Source organism: Peptococcaceae bacterium 1198_IL3148 (genome assembly GCA_036763105.1).
Taxonomy (GTDB): domain Bacteria; phylum Bacillota; class Desulfotomaculia; order Desulfotomaculales; family Desulfohalotomaculaceae; genus JBAIYS01.
Map to the genome: position 1 here is coordinate 52,103 of JBAIYS010000003.1, position 21,492 is coordinate 73,594.

General features: G+C 38.9%; 25 protein-coding genes and 1 other annotated feature. Of the genes, 6 read left to right on the forward strand and 19 right to left on the reverse strand.

What is annotated here, in order from left to right:
• Nucleotides 1–69 precede the first annotated feature (69 nt).
• The 3 genes from V6C27_04070 (at nt 70) to V6C27_04080 (ending at nt 2,934) form a co-directional block, all read left to right on the forward strand.
• Nucleotides 70–381 carry a hypothetical protein gene (locus V6C27_04070; protein ID MEG6615602.1) on the forward strand — a complete coding sequence of 104 codons (312 nt, stop codon included), beginning with the start codon at nt 70–72 and terminating at the stop codon, nt 379–381.
• 386 nt (nt 382–767) lie between these two features.
• Nucleotides 768–2,519: a Na/Pi cotransporter family protein gene (locus tag V6C27_04075; GenBank protein ID MEG6615603.1), complete on the forward strand. Its 1,752-nt coding sequence runs from the start codon at nt 768–770 to the stop codon at nt 2,517–2,519.
• A 169-nt stretch (nt 2,520–2,688) separates the two neighbouring features.
• Complete coding sequence (locus V6C27_04080) at nt 2,689–2,934, forward strand: twin-arginine translocase TatA/TatE family subunit (GenBank protein ID MEG6615604.1); 246 nt, start codon at nt 2,689–2,691, stop codon at nt 2,932–2,934.
• A gap of 26 nt (nt 2,935–2,960) precedes the next feature.
• Here the strand turns inward: V6C27_04080 and V6C27_04085 are convergent, their stop codons facing one another.
• From V6C27_04085 to V6C27_04095, 3 genes are all read right to left on the reverse strand, one after another.
• Nucleotides 2,961–3,212: a hypothetical protein gene (locus tag V6C27_04085; protein ID MEG6615605.1), complete on the reverse strand. Its 252-nt coding sequence runs from the start codon at nt 3,210–3,212 to the stop codon at nt 2,961–2,963.
• 117 nt (nt 3,213–3,329) lie between these two features.
• On the reverse strand, nt 3,330–3,530 hold the full coding sequence (locus V6C27_04090; GenBank protein ID MEG6615606.1) for a hypothetical protein: 201 nt from the start codon (nt 3,528–3,530) through the stop codon (nt 3,330–3,332).
• 77 nt (nt 3,531–3,607) lie between these two features.
• Nucleotides 3,608–4,246, reverse strand: a complete 639-nt coding sequence (locus V6C27_04095) for a YkgJ family cysteine cluster protein (GenBank protein ID MEG6615607.1) — start codon at nt 4,244–4,246, stop codon at nt 3,608–3,610.
• Nucleotides 4,247–4,450: 204 nt separating this feature from the next.
• Between V6C27_04095 and V6C27_04100 the strand changes: the two genes are divergently transcribed.
• Complete coding sequence (locus tag V6C27_04100; GenBank protein ID MEG6615608.1) at nt 4,451–4,783, forward strand: hypothetical protein; 333 nt, start codon at nt 4,451–4,453, stop codon at nt 4,781–4,783.
• Nucleotides 4,784–4,789: 6 nt separating this feature from the next.
• On the opposite strand, the gene V6C27_04105 is transcribed toward V6C27_04100, so the two are convergent.
• From V6C27_04105 to V6C27_04115, 3 genes are all read right to left on the reverse strand, one after another.
• Nucleotides 4,790–5,107 carry a nitrous oxide-stimulated promoter family protein gene (locus tag V6C27_04105; GenBank protein MEG6615609.1) on the reverse strand — a complete coding sequence of 106 codons (318 nt, stop codon included), beginning with the start codon at nt 5,105–5,107 and terminating at the stop codon, nt 4,790–4,792.
• Nucleotides 5,108–5,220: 113 nt separating this feature from the next.
• Nucleotides 5,221–5,412, reverse strand: coding sequence for a hypothetical protein (locus V6C27_04110; GenBank protein MEG6615610.1), 192 nt, complete (start codon nt 5,410–5,412; stop codon nt 5,221–5,223).
• A 55-nt stretch (nt 5,413–5,467) separates the two neighbouring features.
• The gene (locus V6C27_04115; GenBank protein MEG6615611.1) at nt 5,468–6,469 is read right to left on the reverse strand and encodes a tyrosine-type recombinase/integrase; all 1,002 of its coding nucleotides are present in this window, start codon (nt 6,467–6,469) and stop codon (nt 5,468–5,470) included.
• Between the two features lie 279 nt (nt 6,470–6,748).
• On the opposite strand from V6C27_04115, the gene V6C27_04120 reads away from it, so the two are divergent.
• Both V6C27_04120 and V6C27_04125 read left to right on the forward strand, forming a co-directional pair.
• On the forward strand, nt 6,749–7,738 hold the full coding sequence (locus V6C27_04120; GenBank protein MEG6615612.1) for a hypothetical protein: 990 nt from the start codon (nt 6,749–6,751) through the stop codon (nt 7,736–7,738).
• Nucleotides 7,739–7,842: 104 nt separating this feature from the next.
• A complete protein-coding gene (locus V6C27_04125; GenBank protein MEG6615613.1) occupies nt 7,843–8,304 on the forward strand; it encodes an MgtC/SapB family protein in 462 nt (153 codons plus the stop codon).
• Between the two features lie 58 nt (nt 8,305–8,362).
• Here the strand turns inward: V6C27_04125 and V6C27_04130 are convergent, their stop codons facing one another.
• The 13 genes from V6C27_04130 to V6C27_04190 all read right to left on the reverse strand — a co-directional run bounded on the left by V6C27_04130 (nt 8,363) and on the right by V6C27_04190 (nt 21,487).
• On the reverse strand, nt 8,363–9,199 hold the full coding sequence (locus tag V6C27_04130) for a tyrosine-type recombinase/integrase (protein MEG6615614.1): 837 nt from the start codon (nt 9,197–9,199) through the stop codon (nt 8,363–8,365).
• Between the two features lie 1,330 nt (nt 9,200–10,529).
• Nucleotides 10,530–11,522 (reverse strand): ABC transporter substrate-binding protein, encoded by a 993-nt coding sequence (locus tag V6C27_04135; protein ID MEG6615615.1) that lies wholly within the window; start codon nt 11,520–11,522, stop codon nt 10,530–10,532.
• Between the two features lie 262 nt (nt 11,523–11,784).
• Nucleotides 11,785–12,032 (reverse strand) — a binding site (T-box leader).
• A 198-nt stretch (nt 12,033–12,230) separates the two neighbouring features.
• The gene (locus tag V6C27_04140) at nt 12,231–13,025 is read right to left on the reverse strand and encodes a LysM peptidoglycan-binding domain-containing protein (protein ID MEG6615616.1); all 795 of its coding nucleotides are present in this window, start codon (nt 13,023–13,025) and stop codon (nt 12,231–12,233) included.
• 119 nt (nt 13,026–13,144) lie between these two features.
• Nucleotides 13,145–13,360: a hypothetical protein gene (locus tag V6C27_04145; protein MEG6615617.1), complete on the reverse strand. Its 216-nt coding sequence runs from the start codon at nt 13,358–13,360 to the stop codon at nt 13,145–13,147.
• Nucleotides 13,361–13,384: 24 nt separating this feature from the next.
• Nucleotides 13,385–14,230, reverse strand: coding sequence for a metal ABC transporter permease (locus V6C27_04150; protein ID MEG6615618.1), 846 nt, complete (start codon nt 14,228–14,230; stop codon nt 13,385–13,387).
• A 19-nt stretch (nt 14,231–14,249) separates the two neighbouring features.
• Nucleotides 14,250–14,993: a metal ABC transporter ATP-binding protein gene (locus V6C27_04155; protein ID MEG6615619.1), complete on the reverse strand. Its 744-nt coding sequence runs from the start codon at nt 14,991–14,993 to the stop codon at nt 14,250–14,252.
• On the reverse strand, nt 14,983–15,927 hold the full coding sequence (locus V6C27_04160) for a metal ABC transporter substrate-binding protein (protein MEG6615620.1): 945 nt from the start codon (nt 15,925–15,927) through the stop codon (nt 14,983–14,985). Before V6C27_04160 ends, V6C27_04155 begins: the two co-directional genes overlap by 11 nt.
• Nucleotides 15,928–15,947: 20 nt before the next feature.
• A complete protein-coding gene (locus tag V6C27_04165; protein MEG6615621.1) occupies nt 15,948–16,364 on the reverse strand; it encodes a transcriptional repressor in 417 nt (138 codons plus the stop codon).
• 116 nt (nt 16,365–16,480) lie between these two features.
• Nucleotides 16,481–17,176, reverse strand: coding sequence for a zinc dependent phospholipase C family protein (locus tag V6C27_04170; GenBank protein ID MEG6615622.1), 696 nt, complete (start codon nt 17,174–17,176; stop codon nt 16,481–16,483).
• Between the two features lie 107 nt (nt 17,177–17,283).
• A complete protein-coding gene (mdh, locus tag V6C27_04175) occupies nt 17,284–18,216 on the reverse strand; it encodes a malate dehydrogenase (GenBank protein ID MEG6615623.1) in 933 nt (310 codons plus the stop codon).
• A gap of 81 nt (nt 18,217–18,297) precedes the next feature.
• A complete protein-coding gene (locus V6C27_04180; protein ID MEG6615624.1) occupies nt 18,298–19,026 on the reverse strand; it encodes a fumarate reductase iron-sulfur subunit in 729 nt (242 codons plus the stop codon).
• A complete protein-coding gene (locus tag V6C27_04185; GenBank protein MEG6615625.1) occupies nt 19,023–20,855 on the reverse strand; it encodes a fumarate reductase flavoprotein subunit in 1,833 nt (610 codons plus the stop codon). Before V6C27_04185 ends, V6C27_04180 begins: the two co-directional genes overlap by 4 nt.
• The gene (locus V6C27_04190; GenBank protein ID MEG6615626.1) at nt 20,855–21,487 is read right to left on the reverse strand and encodes a succinate dehydrogenase; all 633 of its coding nucleotides are present in this window, start codon (nt 21,485–21,487) and stop codon (nt 20,855–20,857) included. The genes V6C27_04185 and V6C27_04190 overlap by 1 nt, the downstream gene beginning before the upstream one ends.
• Nucleotides 21,488–21,492: the final 5 nt, after the last annotated feature.

The following is a 21,492-nucleotide window of genomic DNA, read 5'->3' on the forward strand; positions in this document are numbered from 1 at the left end:
TTAGCAGGACTCTAATTAGCAATGTGGAAAATAGTGATATATGTAACAATATTGAAAGGGGTTGAGGCAATGAATCAGCACTTAAAGGAAAAGGTTATTAGAAATTTATCTTGGGATTTTAAATTTGAGGATGAGTTTAAAACTAACGCCCATGGTTACACTTTTATTATTGACGTTTTAAATGGTGCAGCTATGGTCTCGCTGTATCGCTTTTCGCAATATGGCTGTAAAAGTGAACCTCTGGAGGAAAAGCAACCGCCCATGGATATGCTAAAGAAAGCATTAACAGAACAAGGAAACGAGCTGATGGGTGATGGGTTTTATTATTTAGATCAAGACCTAAAACATTGGGTGGAAAGAGAAATTTTAAAAATAGCATAACCAGCACAAACCCTCTGTAAAATTGCAGAGGGTTTGTTAATTTAATGTTAAAAGATAGTTACATGTAAAGGGATTTTAACTTATTTAAAGAATAATAATCATGGAAAAAATATATGTCAAAATATGTTGTAAAATTTTAATCTCACGAGCTTTTAAGCAGTTTATTGAGGATAACTGTTAAATACTAGTGTTTATGAACAAACTACAGTAAAAAAGTGTGATCTTCAATAAAATATGTTTTAACAATTCAGGGTGGTGATATACACCGTTACATATCTTATAAAGGTATTAGATAGATAAAAATAATAGATATATGGTATTTGAGAAAAATGATTAGTGGAGGCGTTTGTTGCTAGCTTTTAAATAATCCGTTTGGAGGCAAAAGAATGGAATTATCTTTACAGGAGTTATTATTCAATGCTGTTGGTGGCTTAGCTATATTTCTTTTTGGTATAAAATATATGTCTGATGCACTGCAAAATGTAGCCGGCAGCAAAATGAAAAATTTTTTAGAAAAGGGTACTAAAACACCTATCCGTGGTGTTCTAACGGGTACACTGGTCACTGCCTTGATTCAAAGCAGTAGTGGTACAACAGTACTTACCGTTGGTTTGGTTAATGCGGGGCTGTTAAGCCTGCGGCAGGCAATTGGTGTGATAATGGGTGCCAATATTGGTACCACAATGACTGCCTACCTAATCGGTTTTGATTTAGCGGCATACGCACTACCTATTATGGCAGTTGGAATGATACCAATATTTTTTCTTAAAAACAAGCAATTAGCTGGTATTGGACAAGTATTATTTGGCTTTGGCATGCTTTTTTATGGCATGGATATTATGGGCGATGGTTTAAAACCATTAAAAGACCTGCCAGTATTTGCCGAGCTAATGCTTAGCGTTGAAGATAACCCGCTGTTGGGGGTAGCAATTGGTACTGCACTGACAATGATTGTTCAAAGTAGTAGTGCCACCATTGGTATATTACAGGAACTGGCCAGCCAAGGTGCGGTAACCTATCTGCAAGCTTTGCCAATCTTATTTGGCGATAACATCGGCACCACGATTACCGCACTGCTGGCATGTATCGGCACTTCCGTTGCAGCCCGACGTACTGCCCTGACACACATGCTTTTTAATATTAGTGGTACTGCAATATTTTTGCCTTTAACAATATTAGGGGTATTTCCGGAACTAGTAAAATTATTTACAAACTATGTGTTTATATTACTGCCTGGTTTTGATGCTACCTGGGAGACTTTAAATATCAGAATGCAAATAGCCCAATCCCACGGTGTTTTCAATATCACCAATAAATTAGTGCAACTACCATTTGTTGGGGTGCTAGCCGCAATAGTGACTAAATTGGTACCTGGTAAAATGGTTGAGGTAAACATGAATACCAGATATCTGGAGCCTAGACTATTGCAGCAACCAGAGGTGGCATTAAGTCAGGCACAAAAAGAACTTGTACGCATGGGTGACCATGCTAGTAAATTTTTTAGCAACTCCATTAAGTTTTTCTTCGATACCAAAGACAAAGAAGTAAACCCTTTATACATGGAACAAACAGAACAACTCATCAATAAACTTGATGAAGAAATTACCAATTATGTAGTTAGAGTAACGGCTGAAAACAGACTGACAGAAGAACAGTCAAATTACTCTTCTGTATTGTTACATGCCGCAAATGATTTAGAAAGAATCGGTGATCACGCCGATAATATTGTGGAACAGGCAATATATGCTGTGGAACATAAACTTACCTTTAGTGAAGAAGCATTGAACAGCATCAAAAATATGTATGAATTAACCCATGAAACATTAGAGTTGGGTTTGGAAGCTTTAAGAAACAATGACCAGGATTTGGCCCGCAAAGTAATCCAAAATGAAGTGATTATTGACAGTCTTGAGCGGCAATTTAGAGAAGGACATATTTATCGGTTAAATGAAGGCCAATGTAGTGGGGTTGCAGCCGGAACTGTGTTTCTTGATATCCTAAGCAATATGGAACGGGTTGGTGATCATGCTGTTAATATTGCAGAATACGTTTTAGGAGAGATGGGTGCTCTAGAAAGAAGATATGTAAAGTCTAAGACCAGTCAAATTGCCTACGGCAATACAACTGGTAATAAATAGGGAAAAAGTAATTAAACCGCTTAAATGGCGGTTTAATTTTTATTATTCCAGCATAGGTTGCATTTGATTTTGTCAAAGGGTAAAAACTTAAATTAACAGGGGTTAGGCAAAAAACTAAAGGTTATTTTACTTTTACGCAGAAGTATAATAAGAGGGGGTGTGGCATGTCTTGAATTTTAGTTTTTCAGATATAATACTAATATTATTGTTAAGTTTAATAGTATTTGGTCCCAATAAACTTCCGGACATAGCAAAATCTTTAGGAAAAGGCCTCTACGAATTCCGTAACATCACCAATAAAGTTTCGGAAACCATTAAAGAAGAATCCAATAATATAAAAAAAGAAGTTAGTATTAAGGAAGAGTCCGGATCAAATGATTTAAAAAAAGAAAAAGAAATTAACCTTGATAAGTAAGCTAAACTGTGCTTTTGCCATTGAGCTTAACCTTTATTAACTGTAGTGCTATTTTTACGCCTAATTTTTTGCCTTTTCTTATCAGTATTCGGTATTTCTACAGCAGACACCGGTTGAAAAGCAATATCTAGCAAGGAGTAAAATAGTACCCAACTAACTACGAACAAAACCATGTTATGGTAGAAGGGAACCGTGGGTTGATGGACATAAGCAAAGGCAAACCACAATGCCATTAACCCAGTTAAAACTAGGGCAATCTTCTGCAGCAAATGGGACATTTTACAAAGATACCTCCTATGAATGGCAATATATGATTTATTTCAACATAATACCGCATTTTCCTTTTGAAAAACTAATAATCTAAGCCAGGGCAACTTTTGCCCTGGCTTAGATTATTACATAATATTTTTATGTTTGTAATAACTACACTTAGATATACTAACACCCCTCAATTGGTATACAATTTTGGGTAAATTTACAGTACAAAAGTTAATGGTAATGTCAGTATTGGGAATATAGCGCTCAGACCGATGATTACAATATTGGCAATCCGCCGTTTTGGTGCGGAATGATAATTTAGCTCCCTTAGTTGACATGAAATCCCCTCCCGAAACTGTTTGTTATTATATTAGACGTAAAACAGAGGAGAAATGTGCCATATTTTGTTAAATTTTTATTGATCAATAAACTTTTTTGTTATATATGGAAACCATGAAACCATATTTGCGATTTGTTGTTCGTTGACGTTGTTATTAATGTTATTTAAAAGTCCTGTAACCTGTAAAAATTCCGAGCGTACTAATTGTTCAAATTTATTGCTGTGTACCCTAACGGCATTGACTTTGTTTTTACTACATTCTTGAGGATCAGAGGCCACCAACATTGTCCGACAGGCAAAGGGCCTGGCGGGGTAAATAGAGCAAATATTATTATTTAAGAATGGGCAAGCAATTTTACTTTCCCAGTACTTATTAGCTTCTGAATATATCTCTTCGGGAGAGCACAGGTGCAAATTAATACCGGCATTTTTCAGTTCCTTCATCCATTTATCTAATTTTTTTAATATATTTTTTCTCAAAGATCTAGGCTGTTTATTAATCCATGCGGCTGCTACTAAACCTTCTATTCCTTGGGCCAAGACCTGTTCGTGACAGCAACTGTCGCAACCCTTAGTGCAGGTAACTTTTCTTCCCTGGACAGCGGAAGTCTCTATTATCTTCTGATTAATAATGTCCTCAATTATGGGATAAGATTGTAAATACAATAACTCGCCAACTTTATATGGCCCACCTTGGAGAAACGCTTTGGTCAATTGATCTTGGTTAGGTAGTATGAGGTTATTAGCTATTTGGGGTCACCACTTTCTTTAGCATCAATATAATAAAAATGTCGTGTTATATATAAATTCGCTGACAATCGTATTATTCCTCTTTAAAACTTCCTTAGCACCAATGCAGGTAATTGGTTTTATTTTAGAGAAATAATAAATTACTATCAATGGAGAGGAGAGCAGTCTATGAAACATTTTACTGCGGAAGAGTTGGTTGCAGTATTGACAAAAATTCGTCGGGGCGTTGCATTGACCGCCAATGAATCGGAAACCCTTAAATTGTATCTACCATTGCACTTAAATAGTGATCGGGCTGACAAAATGGCCAAGCTGGTAGAAGATATTAGAAACGGTAAACGTGAACCCCTCAGTAAAAAAGAGCGAATAATGATGCACCAAGAAAATATGGAACAAACTTTAAATAATATTATTAAACAAATTCCCCAAATGAACGATGAACAATTTACCGAAACTTGTAATATGTGTGAGATGCTGCGTAGCCAAATAGCAAGGCATTAATAATGTTTATCTAAAGTAATGAAATAGGTAATCAATACGTCCTCTTTTTATATAGTAGATTCCTGAGAATTTCATTGCCTGTTTAATTTTTTCTCGGTACTTAGGGGTATAACAATGAATATCGCAATTTTTACAAGCTGGTTTAGGGTTTTTAGGACAATTTTGGCGACGCTTGATGGCATAATTACTCAGTTCTTTACATTCTTCGCATAGTGCCAGACTTTTATTGTGTAGTGTAACAGAGTGATGATTTTGATGATTATGTTGGCAATAAGTTTCTATAAATTTTAACACTATATCTATATCTCTATCTATTTTTTGCATAGTCCTCATCCTTTGCATTATATCTAACTACATATTAACAATTAAAATTTGTTTTTGCTGTGATATATCTCATAATAAGAAAGAACCGTTTCATTACGGTTCTTTCTTGGCAATTAGATTAATTTCATTTGGCAGGCAGTTTCTTCCTCGTTGGCATTGCATACATAAATAACTTCGGTGGCGTCTGCAGCCACCATTTTGTTTGGGTGATGCTGTTTTACCTGCTGTATTGCTTGCTCTAAATCACCCGCTTGAATTTCAGTACACGTACTTCCGGGACCGCGCACTGTGAATCTTTTGCTCAATAAACTCACCTCCCTCTATAATCTCTATTAATATTATTGTCAAAAATATCTACTGCTATAATCTGCCAAAGGGGATTTTATTTATTACTGTAGCCATCCGTTTTCTATTCACATGGGTATATATTCTTGTGGTGGCGATATTATCATGTCCCAATAGGTCTTGGATTTCTTCAAGTTTAGCCCCTTGGTCACGCAATATTGTTGCAAAGGAATGTCTGAGTTTATGGGGGGTGATACTTCTGGAAAGGCCGGATAATTGGACATATTTCTGCACCAGGTTTTCCAGTGCTCTACTGGTAAATCTCTTGTTAAGGCGGGATATAAATAGAATGTCCTTATCCTTGGCGTGAACTTTATCCCGGGGCCGGATTGCTAAGTAATTTTTGATGGCTTGATAACAGCTGGCCGTTAGGGGTATTTCTCTTTCTTTATTTCCTTTACCAATGACCCTGAGGAAATTCCCATCAGACGTTTCCATAAGTCCACTGATTTTTACTCCGGCCAGTTCAGAAACCCTTAAGCCGGTGTGTAAAAACATAATTATAATGGCAAAATCTCTTACTTTATATGGTGAATCGCTTTTAGATACTGTTTTTAACAGTTTTTCGGCGCTTTGCACATCCAAATAGACTAACTCCCGTTTGGGTGGTACCCTTCTGGAAATAGTTACTGGATTTCTCGGTAGCAAAGTTAATATTTGCACCAGGTAATTATAAAAGGACTTTAGGGAAGCCAATTTTCTGGCATCTGCATGATAAGCGTCCCCTTTGTTTTGTCTTGGCCTGGTGCTGATGAAATCAGTAAAATATGATTCAATGTCCTTAGGGGTTACAGATAATAAATCTTTATCGGTAACTATGTTCGGATCAATTTTTGTGATGGCCTTATGAATATTTGCACTCTCTGTGGATGGTAGCTTGGCATTACCTTTTTCAACTGCTAACCAGCGGCAAAACAACGCCAAATCAATTGAATATTCATTTATAGTTGTCTTGCTACAATGTTCGGTTCGATATTTGTAATCTAAAAATCGTTGTATCAGTGCTGGTAATTTCATGTAACAACCTCCAATTACTGTTATTAAAAAAATGTTCGATTGTGTTCGGGGGAGAATTCGCTAACCAGATCATAAAAACCTTTTATGTTAACAAAATTGAATAAAAATAATTTAATTTCCAAAGTGGTAGTGGTTATAATGATTTTTAATATAGCAATATTCATGCTATTATAAGCAAGTAACAAAAACATTTTTCAGTGGGTGGTAGGTGTGAAAATTTGGAGCCTAATAATTATCACAATGGCATTTTGTTTTGTGTTATTTGTTTACTTGTCTGGTTTGAATTTTGATATTACGTCGGTATTCAGTGAATCCAATTATACAACAGAAAAGAATACAGATCTGGAGACAAAACTTACTGTTGGGGAGCAAACCGACAATTATATTCAAAGAACATATCAATGGAATTATGCTGCCCGGCAATGGACCTGGACCATTAATATACATGAAGACCATTACAATTACTTTAAAAACCTAAAAAGGCCAATGACAGATGACTATTCCATTTATGTAACCAATGAATTTGATGACGCATATATTGAAAGCCTTGTTAGTAAGTTTAAAAGTGACACTAAAAAGTATGGATTTACCGAACGGGAGACAGTTGATTTTATTGTGGCCTTTGTGCAAAGTTTAAAGTATGTTTTAGATGACGTTTCCACTGGATACGATGAATACCCCAAATACCCGTTAGAGACCTTAGTTGATCAACAGGGTGATTGCGAAGATACCAGTATTTTATTGGCATCGCTATTGCGAGAAATGGGCTACGGGGTTGTATTAATTATGTTTCCAGATCATATGGGTGTAGGTGTTAAAGGTTCACCCGACATGCCAGGTCATTATTTTGAATATGAAGGGTCTAGGTATTATTATGTGGAAACCACTGGTTCAGGGTGGGGAATAGGCAACCTGCCTGATGAATATAGGGGTCAAAAGGCTAAAATACTTCCGTTAATTAGTCGACCGGTGATAACTCATTCCTGGAAATCCCAAGGCACTCCTCAGGGATATAAAGTTACTGTAACATTAAATAATGAAGGAACAGCAGTGGCAAATAACACAAAAGTATATGTGGCCTTCGATGCCGGAAATGGTATGGTATATGACCAGGCTTATAGCGAACCAATATCCATCCCACCACAAACTAAACAAGATATCACCATTAATTTAAAATACCCAAAGAGTGTAAAGACACGGATCATTGTAAAGATAGTGGTGGATGATAAGTTAGTACAGCAAAGTCAATCGGATTGGTGGCAAACATAAAAGTAAAAAACCCGATTTACGGGTTTTTTACTTTTATGTCAATAGTTGATTGTTGAAATATTAACAAAAGTTTTGTATAATACCTTTTTTGGAGGTGATTATTTATGTTTGCCTTTACGCCGGAAGTATATTTAAGAATAATTCTTTCCATGTTTATTGGCATAATAATTGGCTACGAAAGAACTCTATATAATAAACCGGCCGGCATGCGTACTTTCTCACTGGTTAGTATGGGTTCAACACTATTTACGTTAATTTCCATTTATGGCGCAGAATCTTTAAATTATGACGGTATTATCGACCCTTTGCGTGTGGCGGCCCAAATTGTCAGCGGAATAGGTTTTATCGGTGCCGGTGTTATTTATCACAGCAAAAACGGTGGTATGAAACACGGAGTGACCACTGCAGCCGAGCTTTGGGTAGCTGCAGCGGTGGGTATGGCTTTGGGCCTTGGTATGTATGACTTAGCAATTTTAGTGACAGCATGTATTATATTTGCCATCTATCTCGGTCGCAAGCTGGATGATTTTGTTGAGAATAAAGAATTAAAAAAGGAAAGCGAATAGCAGTGTAAATTAAAACAACCGCATCTGACAATACAAGCCAGGCGGTTGTTTTATAGTTTTACTGTTTGTCGATATATAAAGATTCTATTGCAGCCTCTTTATCTTCTTGGGTGGGTTGACTATAGCGCAAAACCATGTCGGCAGAACTATGTCCACTTAGCGATTGCACTAGGCTTAAATCCTTACCGGATCTAACTAATCCGGTGATAAAGGTGTGGCGCAAAGCATGGGGATGTGTACCGTATTTTTTTAATACTCTTTGTACCGACCTGACGCTGATCCGTTGATCTCGGTTGCTGATAAACAGTGCTTCAATATCATCAGTTCGTTGCTCAAGATATTTTTTAATGGCTCGCCTAACTTCAGGGCCTAATGGCAGTTCGCGTTCTTTATCACCTTTACCATGCCGCACCTTTAGCGTTCCGGATCTCGGGCCAATAATAATATCACTTTTATTCAGAGCTGTCAGTTCACTTACCCGAATACCTGTATATAGTAGTACTATTATCATTGCATAATTCCTCAAGTTATGACTGCGATCCGCCTCCCGGACTAATTTTAGACGTTCCTTTTTGGGTAATGATTTTGGCGCATCTTTTTTCTTTTGTTTTGTAAGTTGAATATCTTCTACGGCATCATACTTCTTAGCCCAGCGGCTGAATGATTTAATGGCATGATAAATTTTATTGGTGGTGCTGGCAGTTTTACCACGGGCAGATAGGGAATCTAGGTACTGCTGCACGTCAGATCTAGCGTATGTATTTAAATCAGCCCCGGCATCAATTAACCAACTTTCAAATTGACGTAGCACATATAAATATGTTTTAATAGTGGCAACAGATTTTCCTCGCAATTTTTCTCTGGTATATCGTTCCAAAATATCACTGTTAGACATCAAAAACTCCCCCTAAAATAATTCCACGTCATATTTTTTTAACTAACTGGCAAAACCGTGCAGTATAAGGCTTTTTGATCTCAATGTTTTTATAAATACTTGTAGTGGCAGTAATAATGGCCATATTAACGGCGTAGAATTTATATTCTATGCACTAATTCCACGTCGTAAGCTGTTGCTAGGTAAGAGTATATCATAAATTTGCCAATGGTGTAGATAATACTCAAAAGATAGCGGTTGATATTATTTAAAGCACAGGCGGCTGTTTAATTCCCTCAGGATATTTTGAGGAGTAATCCCACAGTGAGCATTTTTATCACTGCTTAAAACGGGCGGTATAAATGTAAGAAATGTTAATAACTGTAAAGCACTTGATATTATGCGGTCTTGGCCAAGGGGAGGGGAGATTGTTAGCTTATTGACATAATGAGTTTAAATAATTAGGTGTTTAAATTATAGCAATTCAAAAGCTGCACTCCTTTAACATTCAGCCGGTGACTATATATGGGTAGCATATTAATAGTAGGGCTAAAGAAGCATCTGCTTGTATTAAAATCTAGACAAGGGTAAAGGGTAGGGGAGGTCAATACATTTTTATTTACAAACAGATAGGTAAATATTTATAGGGCAACACTGCAATTTGTGCTATACTCAACTTCGCAAAACCTACATTTTGCGAAGTTGAATGAAAAACGTTATATATGGGCTTCTGCTATTTTGTAAACCAAAGGATATTCTATTATGTTAACCACGCTATTCAATGTTATTAATATGCTGGCATATTTACAGTTTTAGTTGCTATAAACGATGAAATGGCACCTAACACCTCAATTCATTAACTGGCTTACAGTCTTTTATCGAAAAGACAGCTGCATGCCCCAAAAATGACCTAGTAAAATGCCTTTTAGGGCTGTTGTAAATAACTCCTAATCCGATTAGTCCTTGTTAAATCAAACTAGCCTTAAAACGCCGTAATATTTTGCCTGCTTAGTGCCCCTTTGTTAAAGGCCTCTGGAAAGGCTGCTGATCACTTAATAGAAGGAGGGAAAACTAATTTATGTAATCACTTAGGTTCTGAGCAATAATATTTGTGCTGTCTTTAATTCAAATCCTATAGCCAATTGTCATTCGGTTGATTGCAAAACAATATATGTTTGCTTTCTGGCAATGTTTTACAGGACCCTCTTTCAAACCCTTAGTTAACATAATACTTATTAGCGGAACCAATATTGTATTAAAATTGGCTCAATTTCAATTAACACTTTATTGATAATCCATTGAGCCAATTTTTTATTCCAATTTTATATATGGACAATGTCAACCCAGATAATTATTCTTTAATTAATTTTTTGGCCTTATTTTTAAGATCTTCCGGTATGTTGACGCCCATGCGTTCAGCAGCCTTTAAATTAATAGTTAAATCGGACCCCTGTTGACTCTGAATAGCCATATCATGGGGTTTTTCTCCGTTAATAACCCGCACTGCCATCTCACCGGTGGTGCGGCCCAATTGGTAATAATCTATACCTACCGTGGCCAACGCCCCTTTCTCAACAGATTCTGATTCGCCGGCGATAATAGGTATGTCATTATCTTCGGCCACTTTAATTACCGCAGACACTGACGAAATAACCATATTGTCAGTTGGTAAGTAAATGGCATCCACTCTACCCACCAATGACTGGGCGGCTTGCATTACCTCGCTTGACGCCGTTACAGTTACTTTAACCAACTCCAATCCCAGTTCCGGTGCTGACTGATCGGCAATATCAACTTGAATTTGCGAGTTGATTTCACTGGAGTTATAGATAATGCCGACTTTTTTCGCCCCAGGGACGAGATCTTTAATCAGTTTCAATTGATCTTTTACCGGGTTCATATCAGTGGTACCCGTTATGTTGGTTTCTGGTTTATCTTTGCTCTTAACCAGCTTTGCACTGACAGGATCAGTGACGGCGGTAATCAGTATCGGCAATTCGCTAGTTTCATTGGCCATGGCCACCGCTGACGGGGTTGCAACGGCCAATATTAAATCATTTTGATCTTCCACTAACTTTCTGGCGATGGTTTGTAAATTTCCCTGGTCTCCTTGGGCGTTATGGTAATCAACCACTAGATTTTCATCTGCTACATAACCATGATCATTTAATGCATCCATAAAACCTTCCCTGGCTGCATCCAGCGATGGATGCTCAACAATTTGAATCACCCCTAGGTTGACACTATCTTGAGCTGGCGTCTTAGTGTTGTCAGTTTCAGAACTACAGCCGACTACAGTTAGTAACAATACCGATGCAACAATTGTCAATAATAGCTTTCTCATCACATTACCTCCAAATAAATAATTGTTAAATGGTGTTTGAAAAGAAGATCTACCATCCTTTCCTCCTTTCAAGGAAAATAAAAAAACTCTCCATCCCTAATGGGACGGAGAGTTATATCCGCGGTACCACCCAAATTGGCAAAAAGCCCACTCCAGTAAGATACGGGAATTTACATCTTGCCAGCTAAGGGTTCAGTCTGGCTTTTTTACACTAACAACGTTAGTGGTCAGATTGCTAGGGTAATAAAAAAACACTTCATCCCTAAGGGACGAAATGTTATTTCGCGGTACCACCCTAATTGCCAGTAGCCTCTTTGCTGGTGCCGAATGTAAAATCCGATACCTCTTCCCTTTTAACGGCGGGAACCCCCGACTACACCTACTGCAATGGTTCAGTGTAGCAACTCCGGAGGGAACTTCAACCAGCCATACCTTAAAGAAGTTTTCAGTCATGACTTCTTCTCCCTGAAAGGCCGAGCATGATTTACTTTTCTCCATCATTGTTATTTAGAAATATACTACTTTTACTTGTTACGTAATTTACCACAATAATTACTTGTCGTCAATAGCCTACTGAAAAATAATTGTTTTATAATCATTATTTGTTTACATAATATTAATTTATGTTAATCATCATCTCTCTTTGTGCCTTAATATAAATTACAACCGGACATATGCCGGTTGTAATTAAAACAATTATTTAACTAATTAATATGTGAAAGTAAATGCGCCAATTTTGGCAGCAAAGGGTCTCGATTGTAGCCATGTATTAGTTACGTCTGACTCAAAGAAGTAAATGGCTCCTTTGGTTGGATCCCAGCCGTTGACTGCGTCTTGGGCAGCTCGGCGGGCAGAGTCTGTAGCCGGTTTATTTATATATCCATTCATTACAGGGGTAAATTGATAGTAACCATAACTTTTTTCGTAAATCACCCCTGATATGGTGTTGGCAAAATCTTTATGTTTTACTCGATTCAGTACCACAGAACCAACAGCCACTTGGGTGGTGTAACTTTCACCTTGGGCTTCGGCGGTAATTAATCTGGCCAACAGGTCTAATTCACCATTGGAAACACTATTAGTTGAACGACTAACTGAACCGCGATCGCTCGCGTTGGCTGTTGGGATGCGCAATTGTTGCCCCGGGTAAATTGATGAACTGCCTAGATTATTTAGACGTTGTATTTCTTGATAACTAACACCATATTTTTGACCAATTAAGTATAAGGTGTCACCCTTTACAACGGTGTGAATACCTTGTCCACCATTACTGCTGCCTGTGGGAATATATATTTTTTGCCCCACATAAATTGTGGTACCGGATATGCCATTGGCTTGCTGAAGCTGAGCTGCGGATACTCCGTATTTTTGACCAATTAAGTACAGAGAATCACCTGGCTGCACTGTGTAAGTGATTGCGGCTTGTGCACTACTTATCGGTGCTGTCGCTATAAAAACCGTTACCAATAAACCCATTAAAAATAACCCAATTTTTTTAAACACTCTACTCCTCCTTTATAATATATAGGCTACGAGTTATAAATTTCGACATTATATTACAAATTACCTTTATGAAAAAATTGGGTGCTGGTTACGGCTATATAAAACAAAAAACCTGACATTTAATCAGGTTTGGGTAAAATAATTTTTTCAATTATAATCCCGTTATAATCACCTTCGTTTAGACATTTACCACAATTATCACACACCTTGCCTTTGTCTAAATCACAAAGATTGCACTCCCCACAGTAATCGCAGATTTCATGTTCGTCTAACACACAGGCAAAATTTTGATTAACCGGTTCCCTCTTTAGTTTTTTAATATGATACTTGGACAAAAGTAAACACCCCAATACCTACATTTATTCTGCTGTCGCTTCATTAATTTGCCTTTGGTGATGGTTGTGATTAGCTTTAAAGTTTTTTGCGGCTAATATCACCAGTAATAACGCCACTGTAATTAATATTATTGTCCCCCCTGGCGGCAAGTCCAGATAAAAAGAGGCATATAGTCCAGAAACAACAGAGATCATACCAAAGGAAATGGCATATAACATCGCCCTGCGAAAACTTTGGGCCACCTGAAGTGCTGCTGCCACCGGTAAAATCATTAAAGACGATACCATTAAAATACCAACAATTCTCATAGCCACTGCAACGGTCAATGCCGTAATGATGGTAAAGATAGTGTTTATTGCTTTTACTGGCAATCCGGAAATTTGAGCAGTTTCTTCATCGAAGGTTATCAAGTAGAGTTCTTTAAATAAAACCGTTATTAAAATTAATACTATAGCTCCGGATATTAAAATCACCATGACATCGGTATTATCACTAACCACAATACTGCCAAACAAAAAGGACAGAATGTTGGCATTTAAACCATTGCCAATACCTAACAGTACAGCGGCTAAGGCCACCCCCGCCGAAAGCATAATGGCAATGGATAATTCTGAATAGTACCGATATCGTTGACGAAGGTTTTCTATCAATAACCCGCCGCCCACAGCAAATATAGAGGCGCCTAAAACCGGATTAATTCCAGCAAGTAAACCTGCAGCAACCCCGGCCAAAGATATATGCGATAAGGCATCGGCTATTAAAGACATCCGCCTGAGGGTAATAAATAGGCCCACCAATGGACAGATAACTGAAATTACCAAACCGATGATAAATGCCTTTTGCATAAATTGATACTGGAATATTTCCATCAAATTATACCCCTTAATATTATTGTTGATAAGCCCATAGGCTTTTGCTACAGCTATAGTTTTCTAATGAATTATTGCTTCCGCTGTGGCATCCGCAGTGACAAATCTTTTTGTCTAAACATACTTGACGATTGACAATTTTAGAAATTACTTCTGGCTCATGGGAAACTATTAACAGCGTTAACCCCTGATTGACATTTAATCTTTTTAATAATTGGACGATAATTTCCTGTGCTTGCACGTCGACTCCCACTGTTGGCTCATCCAGTACGAGCAAATCGGGAGTGGCCACCAGCGCTCTGGCGATAAATACTCGCTGTTGTTGACCGCCCGAAAGGGTGGAAAGCAGTCTGTTTTTCAACGGATATAAGCCCACTAATTTTAGGGCATCTTCGGTTTGGGCATAATCACTTTTGGTTAGGCGCCGAAATAAGCCGCGTGTGGCAATTCTGCCAGCCGCCACAGCCTCATAGACAGTGGTGGGAAAACCTTGGTTAAATGCCGTCGCTCTTTGGGGGACATAACCAATACGCTGCAACACCTTACCGTTAAAGTTGTTATCTCCAAATAATTTTATCGTTCCACTTACCGGCTTTAATAGCCCCAATATTAATTTAAGCAGTGTGCTTTTTCCTGCCCCATTGGGTCCGGTAATGGCCACTGCATCGCCGGGATTTACAATTAAGTTTATGTTTTCTAAAATATTGTGACAGGCATAACCAAAGGTCATGTTTTGTATTTCAATGACAGCATTATTTTTCATTGGTATCCCCCAATGCCATGGCCAAATTATCAAGATTTTCTTGCATGATAGAAAGATAATCTTTACCCGCCTTTATTTCATCAGCGGTAATGCCGGCGACTGGGTTTAAAATTAATGTTCCGCCGCCAATTTCATTAGCCAACGTTTGTGATACCTTGGGATTAACCATGTATTCAAAAAATACATATTTAATATTGTGCTCTTGGGCAATCTTTACTATTTCCGCCAAACGCGCTGGACTGGGCTCAGCCTCTGGGGACAGGCCTCTGATGGAGATTTGCTCTAATCCATACTGTTTGGCCAAATAACCGAAAGCATCATGGGAAGTTATAAATATTTTAATGGGCACGTCGGCTAATACCGCTTGATATTTTCGATGCAGCGCATCTAACTTTGCTAGATATTGCTGACAATTACTTTGATAATCAGCAGCATGCTGGGGATCAATCTCCGTTAGTGAGTTAGCAATATTGGCAACTTGTTTTTTGGCATTTATTGGGTCTAACCATATATGGGGGTCTGCCCCATGCTGATGTTCACCATGAATTTCGTCACCCTTTTCTAGCGCTATGCCGATACTGGAATCAACAACCGCTGGCTTATTTTCGCCTAAAGAGGAGATGATTTGATCCACCCAAGGCTCCAGACCAGCGCCACTATAAATTAGCACATCGGCATCATGCAGTTTCGCGATGTCCTGGGGTGAAGGCTCCCAACTGTGGGGTTCTGCACCTGCAGGTATTAAATTTACAACCTCTACATGGTTACCACCTATGTTTTTGGTAAAGTCGTACAACGGATAAATTGTAGTATAAATGGTTATTTTGTCGTTATCGACATCGGCACTGGGTGAAACCGTTGTTTCGTTACATGCTGTTAACGTCAGACAAATTAATACACCTACTAACCTCAGCAGCAATTTTTTATATCCCATCAATATACCCCCCAGCAGTTTTATAGGCACTTGCTACAGTAACCAAATATTTCAAAATTATGAGTGGTAACTTTAAATCTTTTGCTAGCGATTTTATCGTTAATTAACTCCATCGGACAAAAATCCAACGCTTCGGAGCAACCACACTTAATGCATATTAAATGATGATGATGATGGCTCACATGGGACAATTTAAACCTATTCTTACCATCACCAAAATCAGTCTCACATATGATATTCAATTGCTGCAGTAATTTAAGATTGCGATAGATGGTATCTAAACTGACATTTGGTTGATTTATTATTACTTGTTGGTGTATTTCTTCCGCAGTTTGCATTTTATCTTCAGAGAGTGCCTTTAGTACCTCTTGGCGTTGTGGTGTCAATTTGTATCCGCCCTCTTTAATTTTATCTAAATAACAATTATAGCTGGGCAAATTAGATCCCCTCCTAATTAATAATTATTACTATTTAGGAACATTATTACTTATATCACAATTGTTAAATTGTGTCAAGAATACTACTAGATTATAGTGGGAATTAAATGCTCACTCTAAAGGGATGGGTTAGTAACACACTTGATAAAAAATAATAAAAATCCAGCAGTGGTTTTTTGGGCTTGGGATAATGTGATTGTAGTTATCTGATGATAGGCATTTTCTGAAACACTGCCAGTGACTTGGGGATATAAACCCCAGGCTAATTTTGCATTGTTATCAATCCAATTATTTACCGAATCATTACTTATATCATAACACCCGCACTTATTAACTGTATATTTTAAATAATGATTCTGAACCCATTTTTCATAGCGACTGTGCCCTTTAAAGGGGATACCACGGGCATGGTGTGGCACACACATATCTTGCACTAAATGTACTGCCGCACCTAAATAAAACATGCTTTTATTAATTACACCTTGCTGCCAATAATGCACTGCCCTTTTAAAATGATAATTACACTCGTTTTTAGCATCGGGCCAGGGCCAAATGCCTTTGTTTTTATAGGGGTCAAAGTAGTGAGAAAAGTTTTTCCACCCTTTATCGGCCCATACTACTCCTTCATTGATAAATCCAAGTTGATTATGAAAATAACGTGACAACTTTTTGTGGCCATCATTATATAAAATTATAATAGCCTGTTTATTAATAAAAGTATGGGTGTCTCCAGGTATATGATCAATTATCCTTTGGATGGGAGCAGCTACGCTTAATAAAGCTTTGCAGGCATTCCAGGTTATTTTATTCAATTTATACTCCTTTATGGCTTTGTTATCATATATTTTGTCCATAAATATGGAAATAAATGCAAAAAGCATGCAATCAATAATTGCATGCTTTAAACGGCTAATATAAATTAGATGGTTACTCCTGATAGTACTTTGCGTACTGATTGGAAGGATTTATTTAAGGCAGCTTTTTCGCTGTCAGTTAAATCAACTTCAATGATTTTTTCCACACCGTTGCCGCCAACAATTGCCGGAACACCGGCGAAAATATCCCTTTCACCATATTCACCCTGTAGGAACGCCGCCACTGGCAAAATGCGTTTTTTATCTTTTAATACCGCTTCGGCCATTTGGATGGCGGAAGAAGCTGGTGCATAATAGGCGCTGCCGGTTTTTAAATAACCTACAATTTCTGCTCCCCCCTTGCGGGTGCGTTCAATAATGGCGTCAATGCGATCTGCGGGTATTAGTTTTTCAATGGGTATACCGCCGGCATATGTATAACGTACCAAGGGAACCATGTCATCCCCATGACCGCCCAGCACAAAAGCACTGACATCCTCAAAGGATACTCCCAGTTCTAAGGCCACAAAGGTGCGATAGCGAGCTGAGTCCAACACTCCGCCCATACCAAACACTCTATTGGGGCCAAAGCCGGTATTTTTATAAACTATATATGAAATGATGTCCACTGGGTTTGAAACACAAACCACATAGGCATTGGGAGAATATTTGGCAATATTTTTGGCCACTTCGGTGGCAATTTTCGCATTTGTGCTTAATAAATCGTCCCGGCTCATGCCCGGTTTGCGGGCTATCCCTGCAGTCACTATTACCACATCTGAATCCGCAGTGGCAGCATAGTCATTGGTGCCAATAATGTTGCAATCATAGCCTTCTAATGGTGCAGCCTCCATTAAATCCAAGGCTTTACCTTGGGCGATGCCCTCAGCCACATCCACTAAGACTATATCGCCCAGTTCCTTGGTTGCAGCCAAATGGGCACATGTTGCACCAACATTTCCTGCACCAACAATTGTTATTTTGTTTCTCTTTTTCATGTTGAACCCTCCAAAAACTACTTAAATTAAATTATCAACAATGTATATTCTACCATGTTACTAAAAATTTTACTAATCGGTTTATAACTTCAATCCAAAATTTAGCATTTTTCGGCGCACAAAGGCAAGTTGTGCTTGTAAAGGTAATTCCATTGGACAATTGTCATCACAAGCCATTAAACCGACACAGCCAAAGGCCCCCTCATCACAACCAACCACCTCAAAATATTGTTGATCAGTGCGCTCATCCCGAGGATCTATTAAAAATCTTGCCACTCGGTTAATTCCGGCCGCCCCTAGGAAATCTTCTCTAATATTTGCGGTTGCACAACCGCCGATACAACAACCACACTCTATACACCGTTCTGCTTCATAGATTTTTAAAGCGATGTCATTATCCATTCGTTCCTCTGGGTCGTTGGGATTAAATTTCTTTTTTGTATGAACCCAAGCTTCAGTTCTTAGGGACAGGTGCCTAAACCATGTGCCAGTGTCCACCGATAAATCACCGATTAATTTAAATACCGGTAACGGCATTAAAGTTATGTCAACTGGCAGTGTTTTGGTTAAGGTTTTGCATGCCAATCGCGGTCGACCGTTTATAAGCATCGCGCAAGAACCACAAATGGCAGCCCGGCATACAAAATCAAATTTCAATGATGGGTCAAAATTTTCTCTAATGTTGTTCAAGGCCACAAAAATAGTCATACCCTCTGTTTCTTGTAATTCATAGGCTTGCATGTAGGGGGCAATGTCAGGATTAATGGGGTCAAATCTAAAAATATTAAATGTTAAAGTCCTTGTGCTCATTGTGACCCTCCTTTATTATCCTTACCAACTGAAAACTCTCCATAACCCCGGTCACCCGGGGGAATTTCTGTTATTTTTATCGGTTCATAGTCCAATTTGGGTAGACCTGACCCCTCCGGCCAATAGGCCAGTGTGCGCTTCAACCAGTTTTGATCATCCCGCTGGGGATAATCTTCTCTGAAATGACTGCCTCTACTTTCAGTTCGCTGCAAAGCACCGAAGGCAATGCATAAAGCCAATTGTAGCATGCCAGGTAATCGCAAAGCTAAACTCATTTCAGGATTTGCGCCCTGCCCATTTGATCGCAGGCTGATATGTAATGACCGCTGATATAAATCCTGCAATTTAGCCACAGCCTGTTGTAAGCCAGTTGCCGTTCTAAATATGCCCACATGTTCCATCAAGGTATTTTCCATTTGGGTTTTCAGATGATAGACATTTTCCTGGCCCCTTCTGCCATCAATTAAATCAGATATCTTTTCAACACAATTATTAACCTGTTCTTTAATTGTGCTACTGTTAAAGGACAGCGTTGTACCCAAGGTATACTCAGCAACTTTTTGTCCCACAACCATACCGGAAACGATGGTTTCTGCTAGCGAATTGCCCCCCAATCTATTAAAACCATGGAGATCCCAACAGGCCGCTTCACCACAGGCAAACAAGCCCTTTAGCCCGTAAGCGTAACCGTCGATATTTGTTCGAATACCACCCATGCCGTAGTGTTGGGTGGGTCGAACCGGTATCAAATCTTTAACTGGATCAATGCCGGCAAAATTGCGGCAGATGGTGGCAATCTCCCGTAAGTTGGTGTTAATATGCTTTGGCCCTAAATGACGGATGTCTAACCACAGATGCTGGCCATAGGGACTATCCACACCATAACCTTTACGAATGTGTTGCATCATTCGCCGGGCAACAACATCCCGGGATGCCAGTTCCTTTTTGTTGGGTTCGTAATCTGGCATAAATCGATAATGGTTTTTATCTAGCAAGTAACCACCGTCACCCCGGGCACCTTCGGTAATTAATATCCATACCGGCACTAATCCAGTGGGATGAAATTGGACCGCTTCCATATTTCCCAACGGTACAATCCCGGTTTGTAAAGCCAAAAACATGCCAGTACCCTCATTAATTACTGCATTGGTGGAAGCACCATAAAGTCTGCCATAACCACCGGTGGCAATTACCGTCGACTTAGCTAAATAGGTGTGTAGTTCCCCTGTTCTGAGACATCTGGCCACCACCCCTAAGCATTTTTCATCATTATGTATAATTCTTATTGCTTCCATGCGGTCATGCATGGTAATGCCTAATTTGATTACCATACTGTCCACATTATACTGCAATGAGTGTCCTGTCCCGTCTGCTGTGTAACAGGTTCGCCATTTGGCTGTGCCGCCAAAGTTTCGGGCGGTAATTAAACCAGCATACTCCTTTAAGTCCTCTATCTCCTTGCCATCTGCAAGTTTTTTTCTACCGGCCGTTACTCTGCTCCAAGGAACCCCCCAATTGGCCATTTGCCGCACTGCGATGGGGGCGGTATCACAAAACAGGCGGGCTACATCTTGGTCGCAACCCCAATCGGAGCCCTTTACAGTATCTTGAAAATGGATATCGGTGCTATCACCACGTCCCATGGCACAATTGCCCAATGCAGCCTGCATTCCACCTTGGGCAGCTGTGCTATGGGAACGGCGCGGAGGTACTAAGCTTAAAATTATCACGTCTAAACCACTTACTGCCGCTTCAATGGCTGCCCTTTCTCCCGCCAATCCTGCGCCCACCACTAAAACATCTGTAATATGTGTATTATTGTTGTTCATTACATACCTCCTAACCGCATGAAGGCAAAAATAGTAGCTAAACCGATAACCAATATCATCATGGTGACAATACTAATCATTATGCCCACTGGCCTGCGAGAGAACCAACCCCACTTAACAAATTGCCGGTATACACCAATACCGGCATGTAAAGCGGCCACCAGCAATAGTAAAATATAAAATCCCCAATGGGACGAGGCCCGCTGTGCACTGCTGGTTGCTTCAATGGGCCAATTGGTAATTACTACCCAGATGTGGATTGATACTAGTACTAATAGCATCATGCCAGAAATTAGTTGAAAAACCCAAGCCCAAGTATTGGGATGATTTAAATTTTTGGCATGGCGCCAGATAATCCTTTGTTCTTGAAATCTTGTGGGTATGCGCCTGCCGGCAACTAAAAAGTGAGTGAAAAAGGCTATAATAACCAGCGGGATACCCAAAAACGGCAGCGAGTTTTGATCTAACATGTGAGCAAGATTATTGAACACCGTGATTCCCAACATAATTGTTGACTCAAAAACTAAATGCATCCCCAAAAAGCCCACCAATATTAAACCTGTAATCAATTGCAATAGATCATAATACAATGCTGTCTTAGTATTTTTAGTAAGGGTTCTCTGTCTTTGCATGTTGC